This window comes from Sulfidibacter corallicola, assembly GCF_017498545.1.
GTDB classification, from domain to species: domain Bacteria; phylum Acidobacteriota; class Holophagae; order Acanthopleuribacterales; family Acanthopleuribacteraceae; genus Sulfidibacter; species Sulfidibacter corallicola.
The window spans coordinates 4035967-4047500 of sequence record NZ_CP071793.1 but is presented as its reverse complement, the minus strand read 5'-3'; the positions used below and the strand labels follow the sequence as shown (position 1 = coordinate 4047500).

Annotated in this window: 5 protein-coding genes and 1 rRNA gene (1 of these 6 running past the window's edge); 2 read left to right on the top strand and 4 right to left on the bottom strand. The window is 59.1% G+C overall.

The window, feature by feature from the left end:
* Window positions 1-46 (top strand): 5S ribosomal RNA (gene rrf / locus J3U87_RS11930); it begins 70 nt to the left of the window's first position.
* Between the two features lie 377 nt (window positions 47-423).
* On the opposite strand, the gene J3U87_RS11925 is transcribed toward rrf, so the two are convergent.
* Complete coding sequence (locus tag J3U87_RS11925; RefSeq protein ID WP_237383265.1) at window positions 424-1485, bottom strand: class I SAM-dependent methyltransferase; 1062 nt, start codon at window positions 1483-1485, stop codon at window positions 424-426.
* A gap of 392 nt (window positions 1486-1877) precedes the next feature.
* Window positions 1878-6455 (bottom strand): SpoIIE family protein phosphatase, encoded by a 4578-nt coding sequence (locus J3U87_RS11920; RefSeq protein ID WP_237383264.1) that lies wholly within the window; start codon window positions 6453-6455, stop codon window positions 1878-1880.
* A gap of 686 nt (window positions 6456-7141) precedes the next feature.
* Between J3U87_RS11920 and J3U87_RS11915 the strand changes: the two genes are divergently transcribed.
* Entirely contained in the window at window positions 7142-7807 is a 666-nt protein-coding gene (locus J3U87_RS11915) for a nitroreductase family protein (RefSeq protein WP_237383263.1), read from the top strand.
* Between the two features lie 55 nt (window positions 7808-7862).
* On the opposite strand, the gene J3U87_RS11910 is transcribed toward J3U87_RS11915, so the two are convergent.
* Together J3U87_RS11910 and J3U87_RS11905 are read right to left on the bottom strand one after the other, a co-directional pair.
* Window positions 7863-8588 (bottom strand): LytR/AlgR family response regulator transcription factor, encoded by a 726-nt coding sequence (locus J3U87_RS11910; protein ID WP_237383262.1) that lies wholly within the window; start codon window positions 8586-8588, stop codon window positions 7863-7865.
* Complete coding sequence (locus J3U87_RS11905; protein WP_237383261.1) at window positions 8566-11532, bottom strand: sensor histidine kinase; 2967 nt, start codon at window positions 11530-11532, stop codon at window positions 8566-8568. Before J3U87_RS11905 ends, J3U87_RS11910 begins: the two co-directional genes overlap by 23 nt.
* Window positions 11533-11534: the final 2 nt, after the last annotated feature.

Genomic DNA, 11534 nt, shown 5'->3' with positions numbered 1-11534 from the left:
ATGATACTGGGGCGTGACGCCTTGGGAAAGTAGGTCACCGCCAGAGCTAAACAAAAGAAAATGCCGATCCTTACGGGGATCGGCATTTTTTTTGTCCAAAACGAAGCCATCCAGATTTCGGGGAGGCGCCAAACCCAAGAGCGAAGCTCACCCGTCCCCCTAAATGCCTTCAACGAAGCAAAATCCTCCGAAGAGCCCCTGGGCCAAGAGAGACGTCGGGCCAGGTAGGTTCAGCCGCCGGCTGAACTGATCGAAGCGACCCAAGCTTCGAAGGTGATCCGGGCCAAAGAGCGAAGCCCACCCGCTCCCCAAACGCCGCCAACGAAGCAAAAACCCTCGAAGAGCCCGTCGGCCGAGAGAAACACCGGGGCCGAACCGTGCTCGAGTCGATCCCCTCGACGCGGGCAACGCGTCAGTACGAACTCACGACTTCGTCTTGGCCGTCGCGATCGTGGTGAAACTACCGTACTTCGGGTTCCAGGGGTTGCGTGCACTGAGCACGTTCAGCAAAATGCTCTTCCAGGTTACGTTGGGTCGGGATTTCATTTCCGCGTCCGGCGACATGACCACTTCGGCTAGAAAACCGCCCTCTTTGAAGGTATCCCGCAGAACGTCCAGCGGGAACCCGGTGCCGGGCTGGTGGTGAATTTCGGCTAACAGGTTCAATTTGGCCTGCTTGGTATCGCGGAAGATGTACTTGTCCTTCATGAAGTAGCTGAGCACTTTGTAAACCGGAAAACGGGCGTTGAACACGGCGATCGCCAACGGGCTCCAGGCCATCTGCAAATCGCTGGGTTCCGCATCCATGACGATGGCGCCATCCGCACTGGTGATGCGGCACGATTCACGGATCGCCGCCTTCCAGTCCAGAATATGGTGCAGCGCCGAGGCTTCCGTGACGAGTTGAAAGGTGTCGTTCGAGAACGGCATGTCGGACGCATCGCCGCAGATCACCCGACAACCGGTGTGGCGTCGCGCGTTGCGCAGGTTCACCAGCGAGACGTCCAGTCCGATTTGGCGAAAGCCGAATTCCCTCAGCCAGCTCAGGACGTGACCGGGTCCACAGGCCCAGTCCAGGTGCAGGGCGCCCTCGGTCTTGCCGTCCGGGAACAGGATTTCGACGGATTTTTTCACTCTTCTGCTAAGCGTGTCTTTTTGCCGGGCGTGTTTGCTGTAGTTCTCCGAGTTCTTGTCGTAGATGGTCATGTTCGCGGACATGTTGCTGACCGTGGTGCTGTCGTCGCCAGGATCCTTGTTGATATCGAGAAATACCTGTTTGAGGCTCGGGGACCAAACGATCGGGATCATGTCTTCGGTCATGGGATAAGGCTCGTCACACTGTTCGCAACGGATCGTGATGTCACTGAGTGGCATGGAAAGATCGAACTGCGCGGGCTTGTCGGTCGGGACCAGGGAACCATTCGTTTTGCAGGCGGGACAGCGTGTCAAAGCGATGAGTTCGATGATGTCACGGTCGATATTCAATGTGCGTATCCTCTATTCGATGTGTGCGGATCCTGGCCCTTGCGACCGGAATGGGGTCTCGGCGAGGCCTTTAGCCATCCAGGGGCGCAAACGCGCAAAACCGATTCGTCTCGAAGCGCTTGGATCGGCTCGATGCGGAAATTGGGAAACCGGTTTCGAATGACGTGGCGCGTTCACGATGTTCAGCTCATGGTCTGGGGCTCGTAATTGAACCCATCTTATAACACGTCGTGAAAGTTCGGGTCCATAAAAAGGGCCGGGCCTCGAGGGGCCTGGGGCCCTCCCGAGGACAGGTCGATGGCAGGGGTAACTCGCAGGAACGGCGGGCCGGGATCGTGGCCACGACCCGCTCGGGTGAAACGGTTGCCATTTGGGCGCAGCGTCGGCCGCGATCAGGCCGCGGACTTGCCCTCCTGAGCCGCAGGGACCTTGATGACGACGGCGGTCATGTCGTCGAACTGATCCATGCCGGCCACGAACCTGCTGTATTCATGTCGGATGCGTTCGAGTATATCCTTGGCGGAAAGGTGATCGGTGTCCTTGATGACCTCCATCAGGCGATCCTCGCCGAAGACCTCGTTGCGGTCGTTCATGGCCTCGACAATGCCGTCGGTGTAGAACAGCATGACGTCACCTGGGTGGAACGGAATCTGGACGTCCTGCACCACCTTGTCGAAGACCTCGCCGCCCTCGAGCCCGACCGCCATACCGGAGGTCTTGAGGAAGTTGGATTCGCCGCGCGAGGGACTGTGCAGCAAGACGGGATTGTGACCCGCGTTGGAAATGATCATCTGGCCCTGCTCGGCATCAAGAAGGGCGTATTGCAAACTCAGGAAGATGTTGGCGGCGGAAGCCCGGTGGAATTGGCGGTTGATCTGCGACAGCGCTTCCTTGGGGGAGTCGGTTCCCGCCGAGTAGGCCTGAACCAACCCCTTGGCCATCGTCATGTACAGTGCGGCCGGCATGCCCTTGCCCGATACGTCGCCGATCACCACGCCGAGGCGACGGGGATCGCGCATCACGAAATCGAAATAATCACCGCCGACTTCCCGCGCCGGCTGGGAGAAGGAGGCGATATCCAAGCCGTCGATGTGGGGAACCGCGGTGGGCAACATGCACACCTGGGCCTTGTGGGCCATTTCCAATGACCGTTTCATGGATCGCTCCTGCTCGCGAATACTCAACAGGTTGCGGACCCGGGCGGACAGTTCGCGCACGTTGAAAGGCTTGGAGAGATAATCGTTGGCCCCGATCTCCAAACCCTCCACCTTCATTTCGTCACTGGCCTTGGCGGTCAGCATGATGATGGGGATGTGTTTCAGGTCGCGGTCCTTGCGGATCTGGCGGCACATCTCGTACCCGTCCATGTTGGGCATCATGACGTCGCTGATGATCAGGTCGGGCTTCTGTTTGCGGGCGACTTCGAGGCCGTGGCTGCCGTCGACCGCCTCGAGGATGCGGTACTGTTGCGACATGGCGCTCTTGATGTAGTCGCGGATATCGGGATGATCGTCGACGATCAGAATCGACTCGCCCAGGGTACCGTCGCAGACGGCGGCCGCGTAATCTTTTTCGGCCCGCAGGTGGGCGAGCTCGATCTTGGCCTGGGTGGGGTTCAGGAATTCGTCCTCTTCGGCGCCCGCGCCGCGTATCTCCGACGGTTTCAAGTGGTTCTTGCCGAGCGGCAGGCTCACGTAGAACGTGCTGCCCTTGCCGAGCTCGGTTTCCACCCAGATCTCGCCGCGGTGCAGGCCCACCAGTTCCTTGACCAGCGAGAGCCCGATGCCCGTTCCCTCGCGCTCCCTCGTGATGGATCCGTCGGCCTGCCGGAAGCGGTCGAAGATGATCTCCAACTGGTCGGGATGGATCCCGGTGCCGGTATCGGACACGGCGATTTGAGCGGCATCGCGATTGAGCTTGTCGGTGATGACCGAGATCGCGACCTTGATCTCGCCGCCGCTGGAGGTGAATTGAAAGGCGTTCCCCAACAGGTTGAACAGAATCTTCTCCACCTTTTCGGGATCGAAGTAGACTTCGAGGTCATCGTCCACGCTGGTCACTTCCAGCTTGATGCCGTTGGCCTTGGCCAGACTGTGAAAGGCGAAGGCGATGGGCTTGACGAATTTGGTGATCTTGAGCGGGCGCGCGATCAACGCCATGCTGCCGGCTTCCAGTTTGGAGATGTCGAGAAGTTGGTTGATGAGCCGCAGCAGGCGACGGGCGTTGCGCAGCATGACCTCGTGCTGGCTCTGCAATCGCTCGGACGGTGAACCGCTCGCGTGCGACAGCATGGTTTCCAGAGGACCGATGATCAGGGTCAGCGGGGTGCGGAATTCGTGGGACACGTTGGAGAAGAACTGGGTCTTCAGCCGGTCCAGTTCCAACAGCTTCTGGGCCTGGGCCTCGGTCTTTTTCTTTTCGGCGACCAAGCTGATGGTGCGCTCCTCGACCAGGACTTCCAGTTCCGCGGCCCGCGTCCGAATCTGCCGCAGACGCCATTGATGGTGCCCGTACAGGGCGCTGGGAATCATGATCGCGTAGAGCAGGAACGCCAGCTTGGTGCGCCAGAACGGCGGCACCACCGAGAATCGCAGTTCCTGGGACAGTTCGCTCCAGCGTCCGTTGCTGTTGGAACCCTGCAGTCGCAGCGTATACTCACCGGGATCCAGCGCCTTGAAATAAACGCTTCTGTTGGTCACCGGGCTGGACCATTCATCATCGCGCGGTTCCAGTTTGTAGCGGTACAGATTGCGGCGGGGATTGGAAAAATCCAGGGCGGTCAGCCCGATCTTCATGTAGTTCCCGTCGTGGTTCAGGCGGGGTTCCTCGCCGCCCAACATGTCGAACCGGGTGAGGCCCTTTTCGTTGCTCTGGATATAGGTGATGGCCAACGGCGGCACGAACGAGCTCGCGCGAACTTCCTTGGGGTGGAAATAGGTGATGCCGTTGCTGCCGCCGAAATAGATCTCTCCCTTTTTATCGGTGCCGAACGAACCCCAATTGAAGCGGTTGTTGAGGCCGTCGCGCAGGTTGTAATGGACCGCCTCGCGCGTTTCGGGATAGTAGCGGGTGAGACCCTTTTCGTGGCTCAACCAGAGGTAACCCTTGTCGTCCAGAACGATGCCGCGCAGGTCGCGCTCGGGCACGCGGTCCTTGCCGTAATAATTGCGGAACTTGCCGGTTTCCGGATCCAGGCGACTCAACCCCTCGTCGGTGCTCATCCACAGCTTGCCCTTCTTGTCTTCCACGATGGAATACACCGACAGGGCGCCCAGGGATTGAGGGTTGTCGCTCTCGTAGCGGAAATGGACGAATTTCTTCTTCTTGGGCTTGTACAGACTGAGACCGTGCTGATAGGTGGCGACCCAAGTTCGCTCCTTGCTGTCGGTGTACACGCTGAAAACGGTTTCGGTGGGCAGCGCGCCGGGATTTTTCGGGTCACTGACGAACGAAGATATCTTGCCGGTGTTGGCGCGGTACACGGTGATCGCGTGACCTTCCTTGGCTTCGCCCGAGATCCAGATGTTGTCCCAGGCATCGGCGGTCATTCCGAAAATGTATTTGAACTTGGCGATCTCTTCCTTGGGCAACAGCCGCTTGAAGTCGTCGGTCTTCGGTCGATAGAGGTGAATTTGCGAATGGGTCGCCACGTATATGCGGCCGCTGTTGTCTTCCACGATGCGCGTGATGTTGTCGTCCAACAGGCTGTACTTGTCTTCTGGATCGGCGAAATAATGGTAGAACACCCGATCGCCGATGGGACGGCGGTTGAGGCCTTTCTCGGTACCGACCCACAGCGTACCCTTGCTGTCGCGGACAATGGTTCGGACGTTGCGGGAACTGAGGGTGCGGGGGTCGCCCTCCACCGAAGACAGGTGGAAGAAATTGTTGGTGCTCAGGAGGATCTTGTTGAGGCCGGATTCGGTACCGACCCAGATGATGCCGCCCATGTCTTCCATGAGTGTGGAGACCTGGCCCATGAACAGGGCGTTCTCTTTCTCGGGCAGGTTGGTGAAGTGTTCCCAGGTCCGCATCTGCTCTTCGAAACGAAACACACCTTGGCGGGAGGTACCGATCCACAATCGGCCATGGCTGTCCCGCAGCATTTTTGTCGGATCGAAACGATCCGGATCGGGTGCCCTTGCGCCTTCCAGTTTGAAGGGATGGTAGGTTTCGCCGCTTTCATCCAAGTAGACCAGGCGGCTGTTTTTTTCACCGCTCCGCAAGAACAACCAGAGTCTGTCGCGATCGGCGTAGGCCGAGGCGACACCCACCGTCTCACCGTCCTCTTTCTCGATTTCCGGTCCCGAGACGAACTTTTCTTTTTCCCGATCGAAGCGGAACAATCCGTGGTTCGCACCCAGCCAGATTCGATTCGATCGATCCGTGATCACGGTGTTGATGCGCCGCTCCCGTGGCAAAAAACCCGATTCGAAATCGTTTTCCGGTTCCGCTTCCGGCTTCGGAACGGGCAGTTCGTGGCGACGGAAACTCTTCTCGTCTCGATCGAGTCGGTTGAGACCTTTTGCGGAGGCCACCCAGATGATGCCGTCGGCGTCCTGGGTGATGTCGCGCATGGCGGGGTCCAGCAGGGTCGAGGGTTCGTCGGGCCGGTGTTCGTAATTGATGAAATGGCCGGTATCGGACTCGTAGCGTGAGAGTCCTTTTTCGGTGCCGATCCAGAGCCGTCCTTCGCTGTCGTTGAAAAGAAAGGTGACCTTGTCGCTGATGATGGTGTAGGGATTGCCGCGCTTGGGCTTGATCTGATGGTATTCGTAACCGTCGAAGCGATACAGGCCGTAATCGGTGTGAATCCAGATAAACCCTTGGCGGTCCTGAATCGTGGATCTGATTTGGAAGGGAACCCCCTCCTCGTTTTCGATCCATACCTTTTCCACCGATACGCGACGACCGCCGAAAAGGGGTGAAACCGACGGAAAGACCAAGCCAAGGCAAAGCAAGGTGGCCATCCCGAGGCCTACCTTGTGCCGAGAAGGACCGTTGATTTGCAGGTCGTGCGATGTGTTGCCTTGACGATGGAGTCGGCGGTCTGCGCGTGTCTTGGGGGTGAACATGTCTACCTCTCGTGCCTCAAATCCTCGAACCGCAATTGCGGAAGACCCTTTCCCTATGTCAACACTGGACTTGGCGGGTCATCAATCGATCCACTGTTTGGGAAACCTGACCATACTTACGCCGAACCAAAAAGGTGGGTTTCGACGGGGGGTCAAGATGCCTGGTGGAGGGCCGGATTCGCGAGGGCCCGATCCCATCCTGGCGGCTCGAATTGCCGCGCTCGGGCGATCGGTGCCTCGGGTGGCCTTGGTTTCGCGGACGCCTTTGACCGTGCTGGCGTCGAGCCGGCCGAACAACCACCAAACGGATGAGTCGGGTTTACCGGGAACCGAAGCGGGACGGTGGATGATTGGTGCGTACCTAGAAGCATACACGCATATCCTGCGAATCGAATTCATTTTCATCAATAAAAAAAATAGATGATAAATATAGATCATGTATGGATTTGTTTATCGTTGGTGCGTGGTATACTGACGCCATTCCGCTTCCCCGTCGTCCGCAGCACCGAGGAATCGACAGGGCACCTTTTTGGCTTTATTGGGCTTTCCCATCGATGCAATGCGATGAGGAGCAACCGAACATGACATACCCGGACCATTTTGTACCTTTTTATTTCGAGCGTTTTTCGCGCGAGGAGATGATCCAGCGTTCCAGCGATTGGTACGCGTTTTCCGATCGACGCCGTACCGTTCGAGAGTTCAGCGACGAGGACGTCCCCGCCGAGGTCATCGACAACGCCATCCGCACGGCCAGCACCGCTCCCTCAGGCGCGCACAAACAGCCCTGGTTCTTCGCGGTGGTAAGGGATTCCCATATCAAGCACCAGATCCGGCTCGCCGCCGAAAAGGAAGAGCGCATCAATTACGAGCAGCGTTTTCCCGAGGATTGGAAGCGGGACCTGGCGATTTTCGGAACCGACCACGTCAAGGAATTCATCGATATCGCGCCGGCGGTCATCATCATCTTCAAGGAGAACTACAAGGTGATCGACGGCAAACGCCACAAGAACTACTACGTCAACGAATCGGTGGGCATCGCCGCGGGCATGCTCATTGCCGCGCTTCACAACGCCGGTCTGGCGACCCTGACGCACACGCCCAACCCCATGGGATTTCTCAACGAAATCCTCGAGCGACCCAAGAACGAGGTGCCGGTCATTCTCCTGCCGGTCGGTTACCCCAAAGAAGGCACCCGCGTCCCCAATCTCACGCGCAAACCGTTGGAAGCGATCAGCAAGGTGTATTGATCGGCGAATCCGGCGCGTACCACGAACGGCTCGCCCGGATACCGTCGACCCCGCATCATTTCTCCTGAAGCCAGGCGCGGAAATCGACCACGCGGCTGCGGCTCAACGAAAAGCTGCCGAAGTCGGCGGTGGTCAGTTCCCCCGCGCCTGAGCCGAGCACCCGAAAACTGCGCACGATCTGTTTGCGAATGATCACCGAGCGGTTGATCTGGAAGAAGTTGGGATCCTTGATTTCCTCCGCGAGGTGGGCGATCGTCAAGTCGGTCAGGTACTCGGAGCCGTTCAGGCCCATGGCGAGCGTGTAGCGGCCCTCTTTCCGGAACAGGGCCACGTCCTTCAGCCACACGACCAGGTGGACCTGGTTCTGCTGGCACACGATTTTCTCGAGGCCGCGCTCGTTGGCGACCACCTTGCCCAGGTTCTCGATCTTGGCCCATTCGCGGCGAACCCGTTTCAGGCATTTGTCGAGCCGGTCGTCCTCCACCGGTTTGAGCAGGTAGTCCAAAGCCTGCTCCTCGAATGCCTTGAGCGCGTATTGATCGAACGCCGTGCAGAACACGATCATGGGCCGCTCTTTCAGATAGGGCAGAATGTCGAAGCCGTCGAGCACCGGCATCTGTATGTCCAAAAAAACCAGGTCGGGCGCGTGGTCGTTGATTTGAACGATCGCTTCGACACCGTTCTTGGCCTCCGCGACGATTTCGATGTCTTCGAAGGCTTCCAATTGGTCGCGCAGCAGTCCTCGTGCCGCGGGCTCGTCATCCACCAGTATGACTTTCATGGCGTCGCCTCATGCTGAACGAGAAGATGAGATTGCCATCCTCGTAGCTGTAATGGAGATTTCTGTTGTACAACAAGTGCAGGCGCTTGTTGATGTTGCCCAGCGCATGTTCTTCGGAGAGAAAGTCCTGAAAGGGACGCTTGAGCGGCTGGCCGTTGTTGGCGACCGCCACATGGATCTCGTCGTCGGAGCCGCGACAGGTCAGGGTGACTTGGACCGGGTCCAGGGTATTGCGCACCCCGTGCACGGCCGCATTTTCCACCAGGGGTTGAATGATGAATCCGGGGATCACTTCTTCCAACAGATCGGGCGGGCAGTCGGCGGAGTAGGTGAGCTTGTCGGAGAAGCGCAACTGCTGAATTTCCATGTAGTTTTCGATAAGCGTGATCTCCGCTGCCAGCGTCGACCAGCCTTCGAGCGTGGCCTTGTGATTCATGCGGAAGATTTGACTCAATTTGCGCAGGATCTTCTTGGCCTTCTCCGTATCGTTGCCCGCGAAGTAGATCGCCGTGTTGAGCGCGTTCTGAAGGAAGTGGGGATTCATCTGGGAGTGCAACAGGCGTATTTCGGCTTCCTGGCGCAGTTCGATCGCCTTTTCGGCCTCGACCTTTTCCAGTAGAAGTTCGGCCTCGCGGGCCAGGATGTCGTTGCGCTTTTGCAGGTCCTTGATGCGCAGGTAAATCAGGGTGATCAGGAAGAAGACGCCGAACCCGATGAACCAGGGCCTGCGCCAATAGGGCGGCTTGATGGTGAAACCGAAGGTGGCCGGCTGCTCGCTCCACAAGCCCGCTTCGTTCTGTGCCTCCACCACCAGCGAGTACTGCCCGGGCGGCAGGGACGCGTATTGCACCACCCGATCGGTGCCCACCTGCCATTCGCTGTCCAGCCCTACCAGTTTGTGGCGGAACAGGGTCGATTCCGGCACGGCATAGCTGAGGGCCGCGAATTGGATGCGGACGTGGTTTTCGTTGTGCTTGAGCTCCTGGTTCGGTACCGCCGGGCGCGACTTGTTGAGCACGGCGAAGTCGGTGATGTACACCGGGGGCCGAGTGTGGTTGATGATGACCGAATCGGGATTGACGCGGTTGACCCCGCCCCGGCACCCGAACCAGAGCCGGCCGTCGCGGTCCAGGAGCGCGGCGTTGACGTTCATCTCGTTGAAGGCCAGGCCGTGATGGGTGTTGAAGTGATGGAAATGGTCGTTTTGGTAACGAGTGACGCCCTTGTTGGTGCCCATCCACAGCGCTTGATTGCGATCGAAGATCAGGAAGTAGATGAACTCGTCGTGCAACCCGTTCGCCCGCGTGAAATTGTGGAATTCACCGTTTTGGTAGTAGGCCATGCCGAAGGTGGTGCCCACCCAGATGCGGCCCTCCGCATCCTCGTTCACACACAGGACGCGGTTGTAGGGCAACCCGTCGCGCTCGCTGAGGACCTGGATGCGGTTTTCGGCGGGATCCCCGTCCAGGTAGGCCAGGCCGCTTTCCGTGCCGAACCACAGTCTCCCGTTGCGCGCTTGATAGGTGCAGAACACCCGTTTGGTGGGCAACCCATTGGATGGACCCAAAAAATGAAGGGTTTCGTCATCGGATGCGGTCAGGTAGATCAGGCCCCCGTTTTCCGTAGCCGCCCAAAGCCGGCCCTCGCGGTCCTTGTGGAGGTTGCGCATGAAGTCGTCGGGCAATCCGTCGTCGCGGGTCCAGATCTTCAGATGCCCGTCGCGGTGGCGGGCCAGGCCGTGCCGGGTCGCCAGCCAAAGCGTGCCGTCCTTCTCCAGATGCAGTCCGCGCACCTCCTGGGAGGGCAGGTCCTGATTGCGGCGCCAAGGCGTGATGACGGCGTTTTCCAGATCGGGTTCCAGCGAGTAGACGCCGCGTTGGGTACCCAACCACAGCCGCCCACTCTCTTCCTGGACGATGGACCAGACGTCGGAACCCATGCCCTGGTCCTTGGTGAAGCTGACGAACGCCAGATTGTTGAGCTTGCTGGCGCCGGAGTTGGTACCGAACCAGAGGTTGCCCTCGCGGTCTTCGATGATGTGAAACACCGATCCTTCGCACAGCCCGTTGGCGGAAGTCAGGTTCAGTTTGCGCGGTTGGGCGTAGCCGGCACTCAAATCGAGGCGGCACACGCCGTTTTCGTGACCGGTCCAGAGGTATCCGGCGCGGTCGCGCACGATGGCGCGCACGCTGTTGCCGCCCAGTCCGGATTGAGCGTCGTAGTGGTGCAGGCGTCGGTCGACCCAGGCGTAGAGGCCGTTGTCCGTGCCGATCCAAACGGCTTGGCTGTTTTCGCCGAACAGGTGGCGGATGCGCACGGGCGGCAAACCCAGCTCCAATCCCTTGTCGCGAAAGCTCGTCCGATCGTAGACCAGCAGGCCGTTGTCGGTGCCCAGCCAGATGTGGCCCTGATGATCTTCGTAAAGGCGGTTCACGTTGTGGGGTTCGAGACCGTCGCTGGGCCCGAAGTTACGAATCGTGCCGTCCTGCTTCAGGACACTGATACCAAAGTTGGTGGCGAACCAGATCCAGCCCTGGCTGTCCTCGATGATGTGGTTCAGGGTCGGGCTCTGAATGCCGTCGAAGTCTTTGTAGTGTTGGATTCCGTTGTCACTGTAGGTCACGGCGCCGCGGTCGGTGGCGATCCAGACCCGCCCTCGCGAATCCTCGGTGATGAATCGCGCCGCATGCAGACGCTCCACATCCCGCAAAAACGGGTTCCTGAATTCCACCCCATCGAATCGACGCACGCCCGCCAGCGTGCCGAACCACAGGAATCCCTTGGCGTCCTGATGCAGGGCGCGAATCGACGATTGCGGCAACCCGTTCTCGATGGACAGGTTGTGGAACGCATACCGCTGCGCCCACAGGGCAGGGCACGAACTCAGCGCCCAAAGCAAAACCGCCGCTTTGATGGGAAATGAAGGGGAAATCGAACGAAGCATCC

Coding starts and splice junctions, on each gene's coding strand:
- J3U87_RS11910 (WP_237383262.1), bottom strand. CDS start 8,588: ATGAAAGTCATACTGGTGGATGACGAGCCCGCGGCACGAGGACTGCTG.
- J3U87_RS11915 (WP_237383263.1), top strand. CDS start 7,142: ATGACATACCCGGACCATTTTGTACCTTTTTATTTCGAGCGTTTTTCG.
- J3U87_RS11905 (WP_237383261.1), bottom strand. CDS start 11,532: ATGCTTCGTTCGATTTCCCCTTCATTTCCCATCAAAGCGGCGGTTTTG.
- J3U87_RS11920 (WP_237383264.1), bottom strand. CDS start 6,455: ATGGCCACCTTGCTTTGCCTTGGCTTGGTCTTTCCGTCGGTTTCACCC.